Origin of the sequence: Catenibacterium sp. GCM10023432 (assembly GCF_042651925.1) — a bacterium.
Classification (GTDB): Bacteria; Bacillota_I; Bacilli_A; order Erysipelotrichales; family Coprobacillaceae; genus Catenibacterium; species Catenibacterium mitsuoka.
In genome coordinates, this window is record NZ_JBHSEB010000017.1 from 1 (window position 1) to 20969 (window position 20969).

The 20969-nt window shown below is 33.8% G+C and carries 20 protein-coding genes; 16 read left to right on the plus strand and 4 right to left on the minus strand.

The window, feature by feature from the left end:
* Window positions 1–78: 78 nt before the first annotated feature.
* The gene (locus tag ACFOZZ_RS03405; protein WP_376814705.1) at window positions 79–327 is read right to left on the minus strand and encodes a TetR/AcrR family transcriptional regulator; all 249 of its coding nucleotides are present in this window, start codon (window positions 325–327) and stop codon (window positions 79–81) included.
* 255 nt (window positions 328–582) lie between these two features.
* Here ACFOZZ_RS03405 and ACFOZZ_RS03410 point away from each other — a divergent pair, with 255 nt between their 5' ends.
* From ACFOZZ_RS03410 to ACFOZZ_RS03440, 7 genes are all read left to right on the plus strand, one after another.
* On the plus strand, window positions 583–1578 hold the full coding sequence (locus tag ACFOZZ_RS03410) for an L-lactate dehydrogenase (protein WP_100054616.1): 996 nt from the start codon (window positions 583–585) through the stop codon (window positions 1576–1578).
* Window positions 1579–1694: 116 nt separating this feature from the next.
* Complete coding sequence (locus ACFOZZ_RS03415) at window positions 1695–2408, plus strand: hypothetical protein (protein ID WP_376814706.1); 714 nt, start codon at window positions 1695–1697, stop codon at window positions 2406–2408.
* 56 nt (window positions 2409–2464) lie between these two features.
* Complete coding sequence (locus ACFOZZ_RS03420) at window positions 2465–3868, plus strand: TrkH family potassium uptake protein (protein ID WP_278860759.1); 1404 nt, start codon at window positions 2465–2467, stop codon at window positions 3866–3868.
* 11 nt (window positions 3869–3879) lie between these two features.
* Complete coding sequence (locus ACFOZZ_RS03425) at window positions 3880–4554, plus strand: potassium channel family protein (protein ID WP_055234455.1); 675 nt, start codon at window positions 3880–3882, stop codon at window positions 4552–4554.
* Window positions 4555–4821: 267 nt separating this feature from the next.
* Entirely contained in the window at window positions 4822–6630 is a 1809-nt protein-coding gene (locus tag ACFOZZ_RS03430; RefSeq protein ID WP_376814707.1) for a hypothetical protein, read from the plus strand.
* Window positions 6631–6687: 57 nt separating this feature from the next.
* Window positions 6688–8127, plus strand: a complete 1440-nt coding sequence (gene proS / locus ACFOZZ_RS03435; protein ID WP_055234451.1) for a proline--tRNA ligase — start codon at window positions 6688–6690, stop codon at window positions 8125–8127.
* A 150-nt stretch (window positions 8128–8277) separates the two neighbouring features.
* Window positions 8278–11220, plus strand: coding sequence for an LTA synthase family protein (locus ACFOZZ_RS03440; RefSeq protein ID WP_376814708.1), 2943 nt, complete (start codon window positions 8278–8280; stop codon window positions 11218–11220).
* On the opposite strand, the gene ACFOZZ_RS03445 is transcribed toward ACFOZZ_RS03440, so the two are convergent.
* Window positions 11221–11418, minus strand: coding sequence for a hypothetical protein (locus ACFOZZ_RS03445; protein ID WP_417281977.1), 198 nt, complete (start codon window positions 11416–11418; stop codon window positions 11221–11223).
* Window positions 11419–11598: 180 nt separating this feature from the next.
* On the minus strand, window positions 11599–12795 hold the full coding sequence (locus tag ACFOZZ_RS03450) for an RNA-guided endonuclease InsQ/TnpB family protein (RefSeq protein ID WP_376814711.1): 1197 nt from the start codon (window positions 12793–12795) through the stop codon (window positions 11599–11601).
* A 323-nt stretch (window positions 12796–13118) separates the two neighbouring features.
* Here ACFOZZ_RS03450 and ACFOZZ_RS03455 point away from each other — a divergent pair, with 323 nt between their 5' ends.
* The 5 genes from ACFOZZ_RS03455 to ACFOZZ_RS03475 are packed head-to-tail and all read left to right on the plus strand — an operon-like array spanning window position 13119 to window position 16028.
* Complete coding sequence (locus ACFOZZ_RS03455) at window positions 13119–13946, plus strand: pyridoxamine kinase (RefSeq protein WP_055288851.1); 828 nt, start codon at window positions 13119–13121, stop codon at window positions 13944–13946.
* 1 nt (window position 13947) lies between these two features.
* Window positions 13948–14592 (plus strand): TatD family nuclease-associated radical SAM protein, encoded by a 645-nt coding sequence (locus tag ACFOZZ_RS03460; RefSeq protein ID WP_278778736.1) that lies wholly within the window; start codon window positions 13948–13950, stop codon window positions 14590–14592.
* Between the two features lie 3 nt (window positions 14593–14595).
* Window positions 14596–15330 (plus strand): tyrosine-protein phosphatase, encoded by a 735-nt coding sequence (locus ACFOZZ_RS03465; protein WP_278778734.1) that lies wholly within the window; start codon window positions 14596–14598, stop codon window positions 15328–15330.
* A gap of 50 nt (window positions 15331–15380) precedes the next feature.
* Window positions 15381–15758: an MG284/MPN403 family protein gene (locus tag ACFOZZ_RS03470; protein WP_055233736.1), complete on the plus strand. Its 378-nt coding sequence runs from the start codon at window positions 15381–15383 to the stop codon at window positions 15756–15758.
* A 45-nt stretch (window positions 15759–15803) separates the two neighbouring features.
* Window positions 15804–16028 (plus strand): acyl carrier protein, encoded by a 225-nt coding sequence (locus ACFOZZ_RS03475; RefSeq protein WP_278778732.1) that lies wholly within the window; start codon window positions 15804–15806, stop codon window positions 16026–16028.
* A gap of 26 nt (window positions 16029–16054) precedes the next feature.
* Here the strand turns inward: ACFOZZ_RS03475 and ACFOZZ_RS03480 are convergent, their stop codons facing one another.
* A complete protein-coding gene (locus ACFOZZ_RS03480) occupies window positions 16055–17683 on the minus strand; it encodes a putative polysaccharide biosynthesis protein (RefSeq protein WP_376814709.1) in 1629 nt (542 codons plus the stop codon).
* A 166-nt stretch (window positions 17684–17849) separates the two neighbouring features.
* Between ACFOZZ_RS03480 and pyrF the strand changes: the two genes are divergently transcribed.
* The 4 genes from pyrF to ACFOZZ_RS03500 all read left to right on the plus strand — a co-directional run bounded on the left by pyrF (window position 17850) and on the right by ACFOZZ_RS03500 (window position 20964).
* Entirely contained in the window at window positions 17850–18554 is a 705-nt protein-coding gene (pyrF, locus tag ACFOZZ_RS03485; RefSeq protein ID WP_055234752.1) for an orotidine-5'-phosphate decarboxylase, read from the plus strand.
* 2 nt (window positions 18555–18556) lie between these two features.
* Window positions 18557–19195, plus strand: coding sequence for an orotate phosphoribosyltransferase (pyrE, locus tag ACFOZZ_RS03490; protein WP_055288854.1), 639 nt, complete (start codon window positions 18557–18559; stop codon window positions 19193–19195).
* Window positions 19196–19333: 138 nt separating this feature from the next.
* The gene (locus ACFOZZ_RS03495) at window positions 19334–20137 is read left to right on the plus strand and encodes an ABC transporter permease (protein WP_006505260.1); all 804 of its coding nucleotides are present in this window, start codon (window positions 19334–19336) and stop codon (window positions 20135–20137) included.
* 8 nt (window positions 20138–20145) lie between these two features.
* Window positions 20146–20964: an ABC transporter ATP-binding protein gene (locus tag ACFOZZ_RS03500; RefSeq protein WP_006505261.1), complete on the plus strand. Its 819-nt coding sequence runs from the start codon at window positions 20146–20148 to the stop codon at window positions 20962–20964.
* Window positions 20965–20969: the final 5 nt, after the last annotated feature.

Below are 20969 nucleotides of genomic sequence, written 5' to 3' on the forward strand. Positions count from 1 at the left end.
AAAATAATTCGAGAAAATATAAAGCGTAAAAAAAGCCGAAATAATCAGCTTAATTTCAAAAGGGCATTTATTTAGGTTCTAAAAAACATAGTGATAACTTCTAAAGACGGGGATTTCCTGAACTATCTGATTCCTAATATCATATTTATCTTTGAAATATAAATAAAAAGTACCTTTTGCGACTTTTGCTTTATTTACGATATCAGAAATAGATGTATTATTAAAATTCCTTTCAGCAAATAGCGCAGTTGCACTTGCTAGAAGACGTTCCCTTTTTTCTTCTTTATTTTTCTCTATTTTAGATTTAATATCAGTCAGAGCATTCATTTAAATACCTCCATCAATAATTATACTAGCAGTTGACCGAAAGTCAATTTTAACCATCACAACTAAAAAGAATAAATTCATTGTGATGAATTCACTTACACTTACATTCTTTGAAATATTGAAAACGTATACATCGAAAAAGTGCGAATTTATCAACCAAATTTTAAAAAATTTTTTTATTTAAAACACAAATATTTTATTGTATTTGGGAAATGATTATACTATACTTCTAAATATAGGAGAGTGAAATAAATTATGGCAATGACAGATTATTTAAATGACATGCCTGCTCAGGGTAACCGTAAGGTTGTTCTAGTTGGTACAGGGTTTGTAGGTATGAGTATGGCTTATACTTTAATGAACCACAAGGGTATTGACGAATTAGTATTAGTAGACGTTAATACTGAAAAGGCAGAAGGGGAAGCAATGGACTTAGTTCATGGTTTACCATATGCAAACGGTAAATTAAAGGTTTATGCAGGTGATTATTCTGACTGTGCAGATGCAAACGTTATCGTTGTAACTGCTGGTGCTGCTCAGAAACCAGGTCAGACAAGACTTGAATTAGTTGCAATTAACACAAAGATCATGGCTTCAGTTGGTAAGTCTATTAAAGAATCAGGATTCAATGGTGTTATCGTAGTAGCATCTAACCCATGTGATATTATGACTTACGTAATGCAGAAGGCTACTGGTCTTCATCCATACCAGGTTCTTGGTTCAGGAACTATGCTTGATACAGCAAGATTAAGATATGAAATTGGTAACTTCTTCGAAGTAAACCCAGCTTCAGTTCACGGTTATATCATGGGTGAACATGGTGATAGCTCATTCGTATCTTGGACAAACGCATATATCGGATGTAAATCACTTCTTGAGGTAGTAGAAGAAAGAAAAGTACCATTTGATCAGTTACAGAGAATCTACGAACAGGTTAGAGATGCAGCTTATGAAATCATCAACAAGAAGAGAGCTACTTACTATGGTATCGGTATGTCTCTTGCAAGATTAGTAGATGCAATCTTAAACAACGAAAATACAGTTCTTCCATTATCATGCTACCTTGAAGGTCAGTATGGTCATGAAGGTTTATATATCGGTGTTCCAGCAATCATCAACAGAGCAGGTATCCGTGAAATCTTAACATTACCTTTAACTGAATCTGATCAGGAAAAATTTGACAAATCTTGTAATACTTTACAGGAAATCATTGATACTACTGTAAAACCTATTCTTGAAGGAAAAGCATAACATTGATTTTCACTTAAACTCTTAGGCTCGCGCCTGGGAGTTTTTTTTGCTTTACATTAAATTAAGGTTTATTATAGGAGAAATGTGCTATAATACATGAACGAGGAGGAAATTTCATGAATAACAATGAATTTGAATACAGTGAAAAAACAAGACGCCGTGTTAGAGTTTTTAAAAGAATCTTATCTTTTATTGTTCTTATTCTTGCAATTGCCACAATGGTTGCTTTATTCTATGTAAAAAAAGAAAAGATGCGCGTGCGATTGTTCTTTTCACTATTACAATATATTGCGATGAGTATCGTTTTGATCTCACCAAGACTCTTGAAGAAGTTTGCAAACTTTGAAGTACCAGTTGAAGTACATATCAGTGTTACAGCTTTTGCTTTTTTAGGATTAGTACTTGGTGATGGTTTAAACTTCTATGGAAAAATAGCCTGGTGGGATTCATTACTTCATTTCACTTCAGGAATCATTCTTTCATTTATCGCTTTATGGTTGCTACAGATGTTAGTCATGCGTACTAAATATCTATTTATGCACCGTGCATTATTATATATATTTGTTGTTGCTTTCTCACTTGCTGTAGGGGCTATATGGGAATTATGTGAATATACAGTTGATGATATCTTCCATACCAATAACCAGCAATATATGGCAACAACACGTGCAACAATTGTATCAAGTGATGATGAACCATTAGAAGGACATGAAGCACTCGCTGATTCTATGAAGGATCTTGCACTAGATCTTGCAGGTGCTATTTTAGTTATTGGTTATGAGTGTTCTAAAAAAGAAATTACACAATATTATGTTTCTAAGAGAGACTAGTATTGGAATTGTCACATCTTGGTGTTAGAATAGATGCGATTATAGGAGAAATATTTATGAAAGATATTGTTTTAGGTAAAAGAAAGCATTCTGGTCACCTTTCTGCACCAAAGAAAGTATCTCTTTCTTTCCTTGCAGTTATTATATTTGGTGCTATAGTACTTTCTTTACCATTCGCAAATAAACATCATGCAGCTAGTTTTCTAGATAATTTATTTATTTCAACTTCGGCTGTATGCGTAACAGGGCTTTCACCCTTAACTGTTGTAGATCAATATAATTTATTTGGACAGATTGTTCTTATCATACTTGTCCAAATTGGTGGTCTTGGATTCTTAACTTTCTTATATCTTTTCTTGTTTCTTGCAAGACAAAGAATTACATTAAGTAAAAAACTTGTCTTTACTGAAGCACTCAATCAGAATTCTTTAAGTATGCTTCCAAGACTCTTGAAAACTATTTTTATTTATACTGTTTCAATAGAAACGATTGGAGCAATCTTCTTGTCAATGTTTTTTATGCCTCGTTTAGGTGCTCTTAAAGGCTTATATTATGGTATATGGCATTCCATTAGTGCATTTTGTAATGCCGGATTTGATTTATGTGGTTCAACATCATTTGTTGCCTATAACACTAGTCCTATTATTAATTTCATTGTTCCATTTGAAATTATCATGGGTGGGCTAGGTTTTATTGTGGTATTAGATATTCATGATAAATATATTAAAGAAAAAAGAAGATCATCAAGCTTTTCATGGCATCATCTTTTTGGCAGTTTTGCGTTACATACTAAAATTGTGTTAGTGATGACTGTGTCTTTAATTGTAGTAGGAACTGTATTATTTTTTGTGATGGAATTTAACAATCCATTAACTATTGGAAAAATGAATTTTCAGGATAAACTTGTTGTATCATTCTTCCAATCAGTGACAACTCGTACAGCTGGATTCTCTACTGTTGATATGTATTCACTTAATAGAATCACAAAAATATTAATGTGTTCTTTTATGTTTATCGGTGGGTCTCCTGCATCTACTGCCGGAGGTATTAAAACAGTTACTTTTGCACTAGTATTACTATTAATGAGAACAACTTATCGAGGTATTGAAGAAACAACAGTATTCCAGCGTCGTATCAAGAAAAGAACACTCGTAAGAGCTTTTTCTATCTTTTTCCTTGGACTAATGCTTTGTATTATTTCATCTTCTATTATGCTTATAACAGAACCTAAACAGGATTACTTAAATATCCTAATGGAAGTATTCTCAGCATTTGGTACAGTAGGACTGAGTGCATCTGTTACACCTGCATTAAGTATAGTTGGTAAATGCGTAGATATTATCTTGATGTATGCTGGACGTATTGGTCCAATTTCATTAATGATTTTATTTACTAAACGTTCACATGATAAAAATACAAAAGAATTTAAATATCCAGATGAGGATGTACTTGTTGGCTAGGAGGAGTAATTATGAGTAATAAACCAAAACAGGTAGCTATTTTAGGATTAGGGATCTTTGGCAGTACACTTGCTGAAACATTAGAAGACTTTGGAGTAGAAGTTCTTGCGGTTGATATTGACCCAGTATGTGTTAGTAGAATTAAAGACAATGTCACTAAAGCAATTGTTGCAGATGTCACTGATCGTGAACAATTATTAGAACTTGATATCAATACATTTGATGTTGCAGTTGTAGCTATTTCTAAACACTTTGAAGAAGCGGTATCATGTACACTATTATTAAAGGAATTAAATGTCCCTTATGTTATTGCGAAAGCACGTACAAAACGTAAGAAGATCATCTTAGAAAAAGTAGGGGCTGATCGTGTTATTAATACAGAAAAAGAAATGGCTTATAAGCTTGCTAAACATTTATTAAGACGTTCTATTGTTGATTTAGTAGAACTTGATGAAGAATATTCTATTGTAGAGATTAGAACACTTAAGGATTGGGAAGGTAAATCACTTTCTAATGTTAATATCCGTCGAGTTTATGGTATGAACGTTGTAGGTATTAAACCTCAAGGTTCACCTAAGATGACAATGGACTTTAGTGCTGATTATATTATTCAGCCAGGAGATCATTTCCTTGTTGTAAGTAAAACAAAAGAAGTAGAAAAATGGGATTTTCTCACTAAGGAATAGCTTTTTGCTATTCCTTTTTTTGTCAGAGTCGCATTAAAAAGATCATTATTAAATTGAAGTTATAATAAAACTTTGCTACATTTTTATCAGTGGAAGATAGTTTAGACTGGCAGAACGTGCTGATAGACGAGGCATCGGTTCAATTCCGGTTGACCACTATTAATCAAAGTGCTCATTAAGAGCACTTTTTTTGACTTTTATAGTGGCCTTCTTTATTTCCTTTGATTATCCGGTCTATTATTTCTATAATGGTAATAGGAGGACATTATGAACCTATTACATCTCATAATTGAAACATTTGATAAGAATGTTGTGACTGACTTCACTTCATTAAAGAATCATTTAAATTATATTGAAAATCATAATACAGTCGTCAATGGTCTCACATTCGCTTTTTTTGGTTTGACAGAAATTATTATTAAGAGAGTTTATCTTACATTTGAACTAAACAGTACCATACATACCATTGAACGTATGTATAGGAATAGAAAATGTATTCTTCAATGTGATGGTCTAGAAGATGAAGAAGCCCAGCACCATATCCACAATATTTTAAATATGAATTATAATCAGTTCCTACATCAATTTATTATGCCTTCTTCTTTTATAGAAACTTGGATTCAATCACCTACAGAGGAACTTATGTGTTCCTTTGTATCTACAAAACCTGTTATGACGAGTGATACAAAAATGATAGAGGAACAGATTAATGACACAATGGCTTTTTTAAATAGTTATGAAGATTATAAGAGTACATGTGCTTATATTACTAAGAATAAACCTTATCTATCTCTCTATTCCAATCATTTAGATCAACTAGAAAAATCCTTAGAAGATAAGAAAAAGAAGGTTCTGCGTGAAATAGAACTTGTCACTGAACTAAATGATATGGAAAAGAAAGCCGCTATTAGAAAGAAACAGCAGCAGACCATCGATAGACGTCGAGAAGGATTAAATGAGCTCTCATTACTTTATGATGAGTATTTACTTTCACAGGATCATCTATTTGATTTAGAACAGTCCTATAGTCGTGCTGTATATCTTTATGGTAGTGAAAACGATGATTATATGCGTATGTATCATCATTATATGAATAGTCTTGCAGGTATTCTTGCTAAGGACTTAAAAGAAGGAACACCTTGTCCTGTATGTGGCTCTCTTCATCATCCTAAACCGTGTTTGATAGAAGGAAGAGAAGTATCTCAAGAACTTCTTTTTAAAAAAGAAGCTATATTAGAAAAAACAAGAGAAGATCTAGAGAAGAAACGCATAGAAAAAGCCACTTATATGGTGCGTCATCAAAGGCTCATTGAAAAGATTATTCAAAAGAAAAAAGAACTGCATATTACAGAAGATATCTCTAAAGAGATGTTTATTAGAGAACTCAGTGTTCTGAATACAGATTATTTATCTCATTATAAGAAAGATAAGAAACTTCTAGATGAGATAGGGTATCTTCATAAATTAGAAAAACATCTTCCAGCACTTAAACAGGACTATCATGAGATATTATTGGCTATTGAAGAAGTAAAAGAAGAATATCTCACTTTAGAAGAAAAAATCAAGAATGCTGAAATGTTCTGTAATGACATCATTCAAAAATATTCTTTTATTATTTATGTAGATGATTGTTTTATTGAAAATAAGAAGAAGGAATGCCTCAATAATCAGAAAATTCTTACATTACTACATAAACAGACAGTCCCTCTTGAAGAAGACATGGCACCATTTATAAAGCAGATGATGGTGAGGGCAAATCGCTTATTAAAAGAAATCACGCATGGTTGTTTGGAACTTGAGATCAAAGATGACAAGCTATATCTTAATCAAGATCATCAAATGTCTTTAGTACAGGATTCTTCAATGATTGGCTTATGTACAATTGTTTTAGGATATAGTCTATCTTCTTTGATTTCACATCAGGACATCTTATTTATTGATGATACACTGCAGTATAAGATGAATGATTATTATGAAACATTGATTCATGCATTATCTGCATCTCCTTGTTTTTCAAAGCTTTATATCACCGCTTCAATGATTGCAGCACATTATTATCAGCGTGCGTTAGATTAATCCTTTTCATTTTCATAAAAATAGTTATAATATTATCGTACAGGAGAGGAGAAAGTTATGGCAAAAAATAATATTAAAAATGATGCAATTACACCAAGAGACGTTGATTTTGCTCAGTGGTATACAGATGTATGTCGTAAAGCAGAATTAATGGATTATTCTAGTGTTAAAGGATTTATTATTTATCGCCCATATGGTTATGCTTTATGGGAACAGATTCAGAGTTACATGGACAAGAGATTTAAAGAAACAGGACATCAGAATGTCTATATGCCAATGCTGATTCCTGAATCTTTATTAAATAAAGAGAAAGACCATGTAGAAGGATTTGCACCAGAATGTGCAGTTGTTACTAAAGGTGGTTTAGATGATTTAGAAGAACACTTAATCGTTAGACCTACTTCAGAAACATTATTCTGTGAACATTATGCTAAGATTGTAAACTCTTATCGTGATCTTCCAAAGAAATATAACCAGTGGTGTTCAGTTGTAAGATGGGAAAAGACTACTAGACCATTTTTACGTGGTTCTGAATTCTTATGGCAGGAAGGTCATACAATTCATGCTACTGAAGAAGAAGCACGTTCTGAAACATTAATGATGAGAGATATTTATGAAGAAACTGCAAAAGAATTACTTGCTATCCCAATGTTAACAGGACGTAAAACTGAAAGAGAAAAATTTGCAGGTGCTGAAGAAACTTATACTATTGAAGCATTAATGCATGATGGTAAGGCTCTTCAGTCTGGTACATCTCATTACTTCGGTCAGGGATTTGCGAAGGCATTCAACATGACATTCCTAGACAAGGATAACAAGTTAAAACATGTTTATCAGACATCATGGGGTGTTTCTACAAGATTATTAGGTGCAATCATCATGGTTCATGGTGATGATAATGGTCTTGTTTTACCACCTAGACTTGCTCCAACACAGGTAGTTATTATCCCAATTCAGCAGAAGAAGGCTGGCGTACTTGAAAAAGCAGATGAAATCGCAGCACAGTTAAAAGCAGCAGGTATGAGAGTAAGTGTAGATGCAAGTGACAAATCACCAGGATGGAAGTTCTCTGAAGCAGAAATGCGTGGTATTCCAGTACGTATTGAAGTAGGACCACGTGATATTGAAAACGGTCATTGTGTTGTTGTAAAACGTAATGATGGTGTCAAGACGCAGATGGACTTAGATGAAAACCTTCCACAGGCAATTCATGATACATTAGAAACAATCCATAAGGAAATGTATGATAAGGCAGCAGCATTCTTAAATAGCCATATTACTCGTGTAAATACTTTAGATGAAGTTGGTAAAGTATTAGATGAAAAGGGTGGCTATGTCAAGATGAACTGGTGTGGTGAAGAAGCATGCGAATTAAAGATCAAGGAACTTTATCAGGCAACTTCACGTTGTATCGATGAACATGAAGAAGCAGATGGCGTATGTCCATGCTGTGGTAAAAAAGCAAAACATGTCGTTTATTTTGCAAGAGCATATTAATAAAATGGATCTCAACAAGAATTTGTTGGGATTTTTTATGTTTTTTAAATAGCCCCCTTTTTTCTAGCATTTTTATTGTATTGTTTAATGTTATTTTTATGCTAAAATGGTATAATAATTTGCATTAAATGTAAAAGGGAGAAAACTATTTTGAAAAAGACACATACAGCACACTTATCTTTAATAGTAGGGACACTACTGATGCTTCTTAATCAGTTTTTTTGGACATCCCATGCCAATGTATTAAATACAAATAATGTCGGTCTTTTAATGAGTGCTTTACAGATCTGTCACATAGCCACATTAATAGGACTCGATCTTGTTATCATATCTTTAGGATATATTTATTCTAATAAGGAAAACAGTCTTTCAGAAGCACTAAAATTATGGATTTATACTGTTGTGGCTGGTATATTTTCTACGATTATCTGTTTCTTGCTTACAAAGGGAATAGATACAAATGCCTTTTATTCTATCTTCTTTCCAGTTATAAGAAACGTATCTCCTGTAATCACAGGTGTGATTCTTTCTTTGATCTGCTATCCATTTATGAAGAAGGTTAACCATAAATATTTAAAGTATTTACTCTTAGGACTTCTGGCATTACCTACACTCAGTGGTATCGATTTATTGAGTTTTGGAGATGGATATAGTGTTCCATTCACATTTATATTATTTTATCTAGGCGTTATTGAAGCGCACGAAGACAATCATTTTTCGTTTATTCCATTTATTATAGTTGCATTAATGGATGTGCTATGCGTTAGTATTATGCCATTATGTTCTGATATTGTACATGGCGATATGTCTACCGCATTACGCTTTACGACATCAACTTCTTTCTTTGAAGTGATGATTGCCTGCCTTCTTATCCGATTATTAAAAAATATACCATTCTTAAATAGATGGTCTTCAATTTGTTATATTCCAATTGCATCTCTTGTCTTTGTTGGGGCAGGGCGACTAGAAAATATTGTGTCATGGAATGAAACGCTTGTAGGCACTTCTTCAAAGAAACTCTTTCTATTAGGTGGCTTTGAAGCATTCCTTATTATTTTAATTGTACTGCTACTTACAGCATGTTTAATGCGTCTTCCACGTATTAAAACATTAAATCATGCTATCAATAAACACTTCGAAAACTTTGAGATGAGTGAAGAGTGGATTAAGAAAGAAATTCAGTATATTGAACAATTTTTATCGAATCATAAAATAAATATTGTTATGCTTATTTTTGCATATATTCTTTCTTATGCTTCATTCATCGGTATGAATACAACCTATATGATTCAACCAAGCTCATCACAATCCTATAATATCTTTTTCTATATTTTCTTTAGAAGACAATTCTTTGTCTTATTGAATACATTTGTGCTTTTCCTAGTCGCACGCTTCCTTTTAGCTGTTACAAGACATTATTGGTTTTCTGTACTTATTACTGGCTTTATCCAGATTGTTATTACAGTTGCGAATCATTTAAAGATTATTTTCCGTGATGAACCAATTATTCCAGGTGATCTCGCTATGATCAAGGCTTGGAAGAGTCTACTAGGAATGATGGGAACAACAGTCATTATTGCAACAATTGTCCTTGTTGTCCTTGTTATTTTTCTTATCGTCTATTTAGAAAAGAAGCATCCATATGCATTCCATATGTCTCTAAAAAAGAGTGTGATCTGGGTACTTGTGACTGTCATCTTCTTTAGTGGAACAGTCGTTATGAATCATGATGGCTCTTATGTCAACGCATTAATGCGTAATTTAGGAGATGAACCTTACTTCTTTAATCAGCTTTATGGTGCTAAAGTGAATGGCCCTATTCTCCAATTCCTTAATAATATTGATATTTCTATTATGGATGAACCAGAAAACTATAGTAAAGAAACGATGGAAAAGATTTATAAAAAATATGCGAAGGAATCAAAGAAAATTAATGCTAAAAGAGACAATGACTGGAATGATCAGATCGTTATTATGGGACTTGCTGAAAGCTTTGCAGATCCATATCGTATTCCTGAATTAACACTTTCTCAAGATCCTATCCCTTATATTAGAAATCTGATGAAATCCACAACATCAGGACTCATGTTTAGCACAGGTTATGGGGGTGGGACAGCCAATATGGAATATATGGCTTTAACTGGTCTTAACCAAGGGTTCTTCTCCGCTGCTTTAACACCTTATACACAGTTAGTCACTGGACAAAATAATGCGTATGCTTTTTCTCGTTTATTTAATCAAGCTGTGGCTATTCATCCTTATATTGGTGTTTATTATAGTCGTCAGACAGTTTATGATAATTTCGGCTTTGATAAATTCATGTATCTTGGTTCAGAGTATCCAATCAAGCATCAATATAGTATTGATCGCAGTCCTTATCTTTCAGATGAAACAGCTTTTGCAAATACGATTGATGAAATCATTGATGCAAAGGGCAGTAAACTGATCAACCTTGTTACTATGCAGAATCATCTGCCATATGACAACAATTACTACAATGGTAAAGAAAAATATGCCGCAAGCGGTAATGCGGTGAATGATAGTAAGGTAAAAGCCATGGTAGAAGAATATGTTATGGGACTTCATCATACAGATGTTGCAGTCAAGAATTTTATTGAGAAACTAGATAATATTAATAAGCCTGTGACATTTGTCTTCTATGGTGACCATCTACCTGGTATTTACTGGAATACAAAAAATAATACTGTTCTTCACCAGACAGATTATTTCATCTATTCTAATAAATATGCCAGAGAACATCTAGGTATGACAGCTTATGATCAATATAAGCTAGTTTCACCAACAGATTTCATGGCACTTGTACAAAAACAGACATCTACGAAAACAACTCCTTATACTACGTTATTAGAAAAGGTGCTTGATGAGTTGCCTGTTATAACAACAAAAGCTGCAGCAGGCTCTGAAGAAGACACTGATGCAGCAATGATGAATGATGAAGGAGAACTTGTGAAATATAAAGATCTTACATCATCACAGAAGAAATTATATAAAGAATACAAGCTTGTCCAATATGATATGACAGCAGGAAAAAATTATCTTGAGAATATGCATTTTACTGAAGGAGGCGTGTAATTACGTCTCTTTTATTTTGATATTTAATAAGTATATAAAAGCTGATGATTGCATTTCAGCAATGATTACGCCACTTACATCCTGTGGAGCTGCTTCAATTGCTTCAATAAGACATGTAGATAAATCAATGTTTTTAAGTGGTGCATGAAGAAACGATGTTTGAATCATTCTGCATTCCTTATATTTTGTCTTATTCATCGTAATATCTTGAAATATAGCCTGACTCAAATCACATTGATTAAATAGTGTCTCCTTATTTCTCGTGAACTACCTCGACTTAATACTCCGTATTTGAAGTCAAGGCTTCTAGGATGCTTACGCATCCGTTTAAGAAGATTGATATTTAAGTCTCCACCTATTGCTAGGCAATCCTTATTCTTATTGCGTGTCCACTTCGCCTCTACTGTATAGGATGTTTACATCCACAACGCTACTTTTACGCATGATATTTAATGCACCATTCACATCTGCATTCAGAACTTGTCCACTCGCTGTTCTATACTGTCCACGATGTATTCTCTTTCCACTGAAATGGTATTCTTCAGTATCATCACTCTTATAGACTGGTATGACATCCTTATCCCAGAAGCTCGCCTTTGACGTGTAGGATTTCTCCTGCATTACAAGTGTGATGCCATTCAGTTCACAGAGATATTCAAGCTTGTCTCTCAGCAATCCAAATGGAATATTGATAAAAGTCTTATTGTTTCTTCTGCCTATGTTGGAATCCTTCTGAAATGTTTCATTATAGCCCACAACAAGAGTTCCGACATCATGATCGATACAGTAATCAATCACCCTGCGTGCTAATGCCTTCTGTCTGTTGGTCGTCTTCTTTCCAAAATGCTGCTTATCCTTGATGGACTGTAATCTTGCATTTTCCTTATTGAACAGCTGGTTAATGAACTTCAGTCTTCTTCCATCGATGATGAATGTTTCACCTTTACTTGACAGGCCAGTGACAAGATTATTGATACCAAGATCTAATGCCAGTGCATTTGTTGTATTGAGATTCCTTTGAATGCATTCAGCTTCATAGGTATACTGAATTTCAAAGAACCTGGCATCTGCCTTTGGTATGATACGTATTTCCTTCACTTTCTTATCAAGCAGTATAGGCGGGATAGTAATCTCAACAGCCTTATGTGTCTTTCTGAAGCTGTTTGAATATGGAAGTATGAGCTTATTCCCTTTAAGTCTTACAAATCCAATGACAAGTGTAGTATATCCATCACTAGGAAGATAGCGTGGAAGTCTGCAGTTCTTAAGTGCATGCTTTCCCTTTTTAAGAAGACCGAAGAATGATTTAAATGAGCCATCTACAACCTTGAGTATCTGCTGTGCCATATTGGAATTAAGCGTTCTATAGTTATCAGAAGACTTCAGAAGTGCATAGTTCAACTCAAACTTGAGATACTTGCCTTGGGCAAAGTAATGCTGTCTGATGTTATAGATTGCTTGATTAGTAATATTCTTTGCAATATGACATAATTCCTTGATGGAACGATAGTCTTCCTTGGACAGATGCTTTACCTGCTGCTTGACTGTAAGATATATAATCTCCTTTCTGTAGATTTAGGAAAAGAAGTTTCTTATATGTATTATACTATTTCTTACTCCAAATTTCTCTATCAGATGTATTAACGGTATTCATCCCCCACCTATATTCTATATTGAGGTGGCGGGTTTCTGCCTGTTTTTTAGATAAAAGAGAAATTTGCGAAATGACATTGATGGAAATCACTCTGTTGATATGTCTCTTCTATCAGCCAATTATTCTCATATGTTTGATTTATTAACTTATTTCATTAAATCCATTTCTTTCACCTCATCTCTATTATATCTTCTTTGTTGAAAAAAAGTGTTGATATGATAAAATACTTGTACGAGGTAAGACTATGAGACAAAAAAGAATGGCTTTAATTAATGACATAACTGGTTTTGGAAGATGTTCTATTGCAGTTATGGCACCAATTATATCTACTATGCGTATACAAGCTGTACCGGTACCTACTGCTATATTATCTACCCATACGCAATTTCCTGTTTATCATTTTGATGACTATACAAAACATATGCCTGATTATATTCAGACATATAAGGATTTGAAACTAGAATTTGATGGTATTGCGACTGGTTTTCTAGGTTCAAAGGAACAGGTAGAAATCGTTATTGATTTCATTAAATCCTTTAAGCGCAAAGAAACATTTGTATTAGTAGATCCAGTTATGGGGGATCACGGACATCTTTATGCTACTTACAGCAAAGAAATGGCTGAAAGCATGAAGGATCTTGTTCACTATGCAGATATATTGACACCAAACTTAACAGAACTTGTTACACTATTGGATCGTGATTATCCAGAAGTAATTCCGACAGAAGAGGAATTAGGACAGATGTGTCATGAACTTTCTTTAAAAGGTCCACAGATGATTGTCGTGACAGGAATACCAGTAGATGATGCGCATATCATGAATTTTATTTATGATCATGGAAAATCCTCAAGCATTCTAGTAGACCGCATCGGACCAGATCGCAGCGGAACTGGAGATGTGGTATCAAGCGTTATTGCGGGAGGCTATTTGAATAATCATTCTTTCTATGATTGTGTAAAAAAGGCGACTGAATTCTCTTCTCAATGTATCGCTTATAGTGAAGAAATAGGGACACCTACTTATTATGGCTTATGTTTTGAACAGTATTTAAGTGAATTAGGAGACTTTTAAGATGACTATTTTATATACACTTTATAAAAATACTTATATTGATCTTTCACATTTAGACTCTACCAAAGGAGTGACATGCTATGTTAATACAACTAACCGTTGTCCATGCGCCTGCACATTCTGTTTAAGACAGACAAAAGAGATGATGGAGAACAATTCTTTATGGTTGAAGGAAGAGCCTTCTAAAGAAATGATTATTGAAGAATTCAAGAAGTATGATCTCAATGATTTTAAAGAAATTGTTTTCTGTGGATTTGGTGAACCAATGGAAAGATGGGATGATATCAAAGAAGTCATTGATTATATCCGTGATACTAAGAAAGATATGAAAATTCGCATTAATACCAATGGTTTAGCCAATGATATTTATGGTAGAGATGTCACTCCAGAATACAAAGGACGTTTTGATACAGTGTCTATCTCGTTAAATGCCCCTACAAAGGAAGAATTTTTAGAACTTACACGTTCTAAGTTTGGTATCTCTTCTTTTGATGATATGCTTGATTTTGCAAAGAGGTGTAAGGCTTATGTTCCAAATGTTGTATTAACTGTTGTTGATATTATTGGAGAAGAAAAGATTGAGGCATGTCAGAAAATTACAGATGAAATAGGTGTTACATTAAGAGTAAGACCTTTTGAGGAGTAAAATATGCAATATATGACAAGTGAAGAGCGTTTAATCGCTTTAGATAAGATGACAAATACAAGAGATCTAGGTGGATATGAAACACAGGAAGGCTATTATACAAAAAGCCATCATTATATTCGTGCTTCAGCACCAGCGAATGCAACGGATGAAGATCTAGAAAAACTTTATGATTATGGTGTACGTGTCACTATTGATTTACGTTCTGATTTTGAAAAACAGGCCCAGCCATCACCATTTAAAGATTATCGCGATGTAGAAAATATTGAAATTAATTTGATGGATGATGCAGTCGTAAAGGTAGTGCCTAGTGAAGTCAAGGAATATAAAGACCTTGGTGGTGTTTATATTTATATGTTAGAAGCACATCAGAAACAGATCAAAGCTGTCTTTGATGTATTTAAGGATCATCTCTATGAAGGTGTCTTATTCCATTGTAGTGCAGGTAAAGACCGTACAGGTATTATTGCAGCATTACTATTAGAACTTGCAGGATGTCACGATCATGATATCGTTAAGGACTACAGTGAATCTTACGCCAACAATCAGGAAATTATTGAAGCACTTAAAGAGATGATGGATGAAGAAACAGAAAGTTATCTTACATCTTCACCACGTTATATGATGATTTTCCTAGATTATCTAAGAGAACACTATGGTAGTGCGAAAGCTTATTTATATCATATCGGTATGTCTGAAGAAGATATTGAAGATATTAAACTATCTTTTATTATTTAATGAGAAAAAACACCACTTATGGGGTATATACCCTATAGGAGGTGTTTTTTATGACAAAGAAAGAAAAAATAAGAATTATTAGATTATTGCTTAAACAATATGAGAAGGACAAGAATATACTCAACTCATTAAACCAGGCAAACTATTATCCTTCCATCAACTATGAGGACTATTATCAAACATCTTCTTCCTCTAAAGAAGATTATTTACTTAATAGAATATACTTAAAACAGGAACTCACCAAACGTATTATCTTTATAGAAAAGTCACAATCCATTATCGGTGATGAGTATTATCATATCATTCTAGAAGATTATTTCTATGAACATAAGCACTGGTGGAAGACACGTTATTCTCGTGCTACTTACTACCGACGTCAGGAAGCAGCTATTGATGCATTTTTTGATTATGTGACAAGTATATTGTAATTTTGGGGATTGTTGTATTATAATTGATGTTGTGAGGTGAACAACATGAATTATTTTGATAAAATCAAAGAAGCTTTAAGCAGTAAATTAAAAGGCAAGGAACTAACATTAGATTCTAACTTAAGAGACCTTGGTATTGATTCTCTTGATGTTGTAGACTTAATTATGGATTTAGAAGAAGAATTAGGAATTGAGTTCTCTGATGAAGAATTAATGTCTATTCATACTATGAAGGATGTATGTGATTTAATCGATAAAAAGAAGGTATAAGAAAATCCAGACAAATCTGGATTTTTTTATGCTTTGTTTTTGAATAGTTTACAAATAATCTTATCTACATAAGGGATTCCATTCAACATTTCTAAATGATCTTTGAAGATAAATAGAATACTGAAGAAATAAACAACCACACCAACCATAATTGCAAGGATAAGTGGAATAAAGACACGATGGAATACTTTGAAAAGTAGACAATAAGAACCATAGGCACATGCACCCATAAATAGTGAAGCAACTAATGGTAATAAAACAGCAGTCTTAAAATTGATATGATAGCCCACAAGTCTATTTAATGCGAACTGGTTAGTGACACACATCTGTAAGGCATAAAGCGAAGTTCCAATAACAAGTAGATAAATACCAACATTAAGGAACTGTGGTGGCACTAATACAAGCATCAGTATAAGGATGATTACATGGACAACCAATGCTTTGGCAGCATTTCTTAAAGGTACTTTTACTGCGCCAATCGCCTGCAAGATACCGTTAGATAAAGTAGATAAACCATAAAGTACAATCGCAGGTGCACCAAGAGTAAGTGCAGTAGAGGCAATCTTCAATGTCTTAGGCTGTGGGAAAATCAGACCCATAACAGGATAAGCGAGTACACCCATACCTACAGCTGCAGGTATTAGAATAAGCATAGTAATAAAAGTACTATTCTTGATGTTGGCACGCACTTCCTTGAAATCTTTTAATGCATAAGAACTAGAAATCGCAGGAATAGTTGCTGTACTCATTGCACTTGCAAGCGCAACAGGGACATTCATTAAGACAACATATTTACCAGCATAAACACCATAAAGTTTAACAACATCAATCAGTGCAACACCACGTGCCTGCATAATACCATAGAAGATAAACATATCGATAGTAGAAACAAGGTTATAGATACATGTAGAAATGATGATTGGTGTGACAATATTAAGGATAGAACGGAATATGGCCTGTCCTGATTGTACACGAGGATCCGCGTCGGTCTCATCAATCATGTGTCTGCCTTTTTTTAAATAAACGCATATCATATAAATAAGGGCAACAAGAACACCAAAGCCTGTACCTAAGGCACTTCCTCCAGCACCACGGCTAGCAAGTAATGTATGATTATTTGCATATGGCTGAATAAACAAATAAGCAGCACCTACAGACACAAAGGCATTTAATAACTGTTCAATAATCTGAGAAACAGATGTATAAACAGTTGTTGAATATGCCTGGAAATAACCTCTTAATACTCCGACTAAACCGGATAGGAAAATGGTAGGGCAAAGAATTCTTAATGCGAATACCGCATTTTCTGTCACAATCCATGGGGCTAAGATAAATGTAAGTATTGCAGCAGAACCACCAACGACAGTAATATAGATTAGTGCACATTTAAAAATTTTACGTGCATTATTATATTGATGAAGAGCGAGCTTCTCACTAATTAATTTAGAGATTGCGGTTGGAATACTGTAAGAAGAAATAAGCAGTACCATTGCATAAATATTATATGCAGTAGAGTAATAACCATTCCCTTCATCACCAATTAAAGCGGTTAATGGACTTCTATAAAGAACGCCAATAATACGTACAAGTATACCAGCGAGTGCTAGAATAGAAGCCTGCTTGACAATTGATTTAGATTTGTTCAAAATATTCACTCCTTATAAAAATCTTTCATTTTTAATTTATATCATTTTTGTATGTCTATTACAATATATTCGCCAAAACATCTGATAAGTTTTTAGATTATTATTTTTAAAAGTATCCCAGGTTTATATGTTTTATGGTATACTTCATAGAGAATAAAAAAATGGAGGGTAGTTTATGACTAAAAGCAGAGTAATTATTGCACTCGATTTCAAAAACAAAGCAGATGTTCTTGAATTCCTAGATAAATTTGATGAACCGCTCTTTGTGAAAGTAGGTATGGAACTCTTCTATGGAGAAGGACCTGCAATCATTCAGGCTATCAAAGAAAGAGGACATTCAATCTTCCTAGACTTGAAATTGCATGATATTCCTCATACAGTAAAGATGGCTATGAAGAACTTAGCACGTCTTGATGTTGATATCGTTAATGTTCATGCTTCAGGTTCTAAAGCTATGATGCAGGCAGCGATTGAAGGTTTAGAAGAAGAAAAGGGCAAGGATCGTCCTTTATGTATCGCAGTAACATGTCTTACTTCTTTAAGTCAGGAAGTATTAGATGATGAACTAGGTATTCATGAACCAATTCAGGATGTTGCAATTAGATGGGCTAAGAATGCGAAAGAAGCAGGATTAGATGGTGTTGTATGTTCACCATTAGAATCTAAAGGTATTCATGATGCTGTAGGAGAAGATTTCTTAACAGTCACTCCAGGTATCAGACTTGCCAGCGATGCAAAAGATGACCAGAAGCGTGTAACTACACCAGCTATGGCTAAGGATATGACTTCTAGCTATATCGTAGTAGGTCGTACAATTACTAAAGCAGCTGATCCAGTTGCTGCTTATAAAGAAGTATTTAATCAATTTCAAGGAGAATAATAATGAATAGAGAAGAATTAATTGCGAAAGATTTATTAAGTATCAAGGCTGTATTCTTAAGCCCTGATGAACCTTTTACTTGGGCTTCAGGTATTAAATCACCAATCTATTGCGATAATAGATTAACTTTATCTTACCCAGAAGTAAGAAATGATATCGAAAAAGGTTTAGCTGAACTTGTACAGGAAAACTATCCTGATTGTGAAGTATTAATGGGTACTTCAACTGCAGGTATCGCTCATGCTGCGTTAGTGGCTGATATCTTAAATAAACCAATGGGATATGTACGTGGTTCAAACAAGTCTCATGGACGTCAGAATCGTATTGAAGGTGTTGTAAGAGAAGGTATGAAGGTTGTAGTAGTAGAAGATTTAATTTCTACTGGTGGATCTTCATTAGAAGTAGTAGATGCATTAAGAGAAGCTGGATGTGAAGTATTAGGATTAGTAGCTATCTTCACTTATGGCTTAAAGGATTCTATTAAGAACTTTGCTGATAAGGATTGTCATTTCGTGACTTTATCTAGCTATGATGCACTTCTTCCTGTTGCTGTTGAACACAACTATATTAAAGAAGAAGCATTAGAAAAGTTAAAAGCATGGAAAGTTGATCCACATGATGAAAGCTGGACGATTAAATAATTATTTGAGGAGGGTAGATCCCTCCTTTTTAAATATGGTATTTTTTATGCAAATAAAGTATAATGAAAAAGGCTAATATTGCTTTTTGAAGTATAATGCTGTATAAATATTAAGATAGATTATTAAGGAGGATCCAACGTGTTAGAAGCTGTAAAATATGTGATCAAAGAAAACAGCGAGAACTTGTTTCGTATTTATTCTATTTCGAAATATGAAGTACTAGCTGACATGCGTGACTCAAAGTTAGGTTTATTCTGGAACTTTGCGAATCCAATTATTCAGGTATTAACATATTGGTTTGTATTTGGATTAGTATTAAATCGTAAGTCAGTAGATGGTATTGAATATATCTGGTGGATGCTTGGAGGTATGGTTGTATGGTTCTTTATTTCTCCATGTATTACAGCAGGGTGTAATGCTATCTTCTCTAAAATAAATATTATTACTAAGATGAAATTCCCAGTCAGTGTTCTTCCGGCTACAGTGGTACTTTCTAAGTTATTTGACCACTTCTGCTTGATGTGTATATTGACACTCCTATTCTGTTTTGCTGGCTATTATCCATCATTACATTGGGTAGGTCTTATTTATTATTGTTTCTGTGGTGTTGTCTTCTCGATTTCATTATCTATGACAACATCTGTACTTAATATGCTTGCACGTGATACAAGAAAACTAGTGCTTGCTATTATGCGTTTATTATTGTACATGACTCCAATTCTATGGAATGTGAAGAGCCTTCCATCTATTTTACAGAGAATCATGTTAACTAACCCTATTTATTATATTGTTCAGGGCTATCGTGACTGTTTCTTCTATCATCGTGGAATTATGTATTATAAATATTCTGCTTTCTGTTTCTGGGCTATTACAGCTTTCTTATTTGTGTTTGGCAGCTGTATTATGTATAAATTCAAATCTAAGTTTGTAGACTTTATTTAGGAGGCATTATGGATTCAAATATTGCAATTGAAGCACGTCATGCTTCTAAAATATATGAACTAAGATCTAAAGAGAAAAAAAGTGATGTCAAGTTCTATGCTTTAAAGGATTTGAACTTCCAGGTAAAGAAAGGACAGGTTGTAGGTATTCTAGGGACAAATGGTTCTGGTAAATCTACTATGTCAATTATTCTAGCTGGAATCTGTGATCCTGATGAAGGGGAAATTATTGTGAATGGAACTCAGGCACTTATTGCTATTAATACAGGATTGAACGCACAGTTGACAGGGCTAGAGAATATTGAATTAAAGGGTGCTTTATTAGGACTCTCTAAAAAACGTATAGAAGCGATTAAAGAAGGTGTTATTAATTTCGCAGAAATTGGTGACTTCCTCTATCAGCCTGTAAAGAAATATTCATCAGGTATGAAATCAAGACTTGGTTTCTCAATTAACCTTTGTCTTGATCCAGATATTATGATTGTCGATGAAGCTTTAAGTGTAGGTGATAAAGGTTTTGCGGAAAAGTGTCTGAATAAGATGACTGAGTTAAAAGAACAAGGTAAAACCATAATCTTTATTTCACATAACTTAAGACAGGTACGTCAATTCTGTGATAGTGCTATGTGGATTGAAGGTGGCATGCTTCGTGAATATGGAGATATTGATGAAGTATGTGATCATTATGCTGACTATGTAGAGTACTACAATCATTTATCCGCAAAAGAGAAAAGGAAAGTACGTGATGAGAAGTTCGCAAAGCGTGTTATTCCTAATTCTCGTCGTACACTAGGTGATAAGCTCTTTGCTGCTATTAAGACTAGATAAACAAA

Excerpts from the sequence above, each read along its gene's own strand:
- pyrE (WP_055288854.1), top strand. The coding sequence starts at position 18,557 with ATGAATAGAGAAGAATTAATTGCGAAAGATTTATTAAGTATCAAGGCT.
- ACFOZZ_RS03500 (WP_006505261.1), top strand. The coding sequence starts at position 20,146 with ATGGATTCAAATATTGCAATTGAAGCACGTCATGCTTCTAAAATATAT.
- ACFOZZ_RS03425 (WP_055234455.1), top strand. The coding sequence starts at position 3,880 with ATGAGTAATAAACCAAAACAGGTAGCTATTTTAGGATTAGGGATCTTT.
- ACFOZZ_RS03415 (WP_376814706.1), top strand. The coding sequence starts at position 1,695 with ATGAATAACAATGAATTTGAATACAGTGAAAAAACAAGACGCCGTGTT.
- proS (WP_055234451.1), top strand. The coding sequence starts at position 6,688 with ATGGCAAAAAATAATATTAAAAATGATGCAATTACACCAAGAGACGTT.
- ACFOZZ_RS03410 (WP_100054616.1), top strand. The coding sequence starts at position 583 with ATGGCAATGACAGATTATTTAAATGACATGCCTGCTCAGGGTAACCGT.
- ACFOZZ_RS03455 (WP_055288851.1), top strand. The coding sequence starts at position 13,119 with ATGAGACAAAAAAGAATGGCTTTAATTAATGACATAACTGGTTTTGGA.
- pyrF (WP_055234752.1), top strand. The coding sequence starts at position 17,850 with ATGACTAAAAGCAGAGTAATTATTGCACTCGATTTCAAAAACAAAGCA.
- ACFOZZ_RS03420 (WP_278860759.1), top strand. The coding sequence starts at position 2,465 with ATGAAAGATATTGTTTTAGGTAAAAGAAAGCATTCTGGTCACCTTTCT.
- ACFOZZ_RS03445 (WP_417281977.1), bottom strand. The coding sequence starts at position 11,418 with ATGAATAAGACAAAATATAAGGAATGCAGAATGATTCAAACATCGTTT.
- ACFOZZ_RS03470 (WP_055233736.1), top strand. The coding sequence starts at position 15,381 with ATGACAAAGAAAGAAAAAATAAGAATTATTAGATTATTGCTTAAACAA.
- ACFOZZ_RS03460 (WP_278778736.1), top strand. The coding sequence starts at position 13,948 with ATGACTATTTTATATACACTTTATAAAAATACTTATATTGATCTTTCA.
- ACFOZZ_RS03465 (WP_278778734.1), top strand. The coding sequence starts at position 14,596 with ATGCAATATATGACAAGTGAAGAGCGTTTAATCGCTTTAGATAAGATG.
- ACFOZZ_RS03475 (WP_278778732.1), top strand. The coding sequence starts at position 15,804 with ATGAATTATTTTGATAAAATCAAAGAAGCTTTAAGCAGTAAATTAAAA.
- ACFOZZ_RS03405 (WP_376814705.1), bottom strand. The coding sequence starts at position 327 with ATGAATGCTCTGACTGATATTAAATCTAAAATAGAGAAAAATAAAGAA.
- ACFOZZ_RS03430 (WP_376814707.1), top strand. The coding sequence starts at position 4,822 with ATGAACCTATTACATCTCATAATTGAAACATTTGATAAGAATGTTGTG.